The 336-nt window shown below is 72.9% G+C and carries 1 protein-coding gene; it reads right to left on the bottom strand.

The window, feature by feature from the left end; genetic code table 11:
• Positions 1 to 336: flagellar basal body L-ring protein FlgH (locus VTU_RS0106120; RefSeq protein ID WP_010102101.1), on the bottom strand; the 336-nt coding region annotated here is incomplete at both ends.

The following is a 336-nucleotide window of genomic DNA, read 5'->3' as shown; positions in this document are numbered from 1 at the left end:
TCGCGCTCTCGGTGCCCCCCTTGCCGGAGAACGCGCTGGCGGAGTTCGCGCCCAGCGCCGTGAGATCGCTGAGCGTCCGGTGCACGAAGGGCAGGTTGCTGATTCCCGCTGACTCCTTGGCGCTGCGGTCCAGCGTGGACGAGGATTTCTGGCTCGCCGTCACGTTCTCCACGATCTGCACCGTGACCTTGTCGCCGACCCCGCGCGCGCGCCGGTCCTCAAAGGCCGGCCGGTAGCTGGCGCTGCGGAACAGCCCGCCCGTCACCTCGGGCGGTGTGCGCGGCGCGGCCGCGAGCTGGGGCGGCGCCGTGGAGCGGATGTCCACGGGCGGCGTCG

It is taken from the genome of Verminephrobacter aporrectodeae subsp. tuberculatae At4 (assembly GCF_000193225.1).
Taxonomy (GTDB): Bacteria; Pseudomonadota; Gammaproteobacteria; order Burkholderiales; family Burkholderiaceae_C; genus Acidovorax; species Acidovorax aporrectodeae.
Note: the sequence above shows the minus strand (reverse complement) of the source record. Positions and strands in the feature narration are given on the sequence as shown.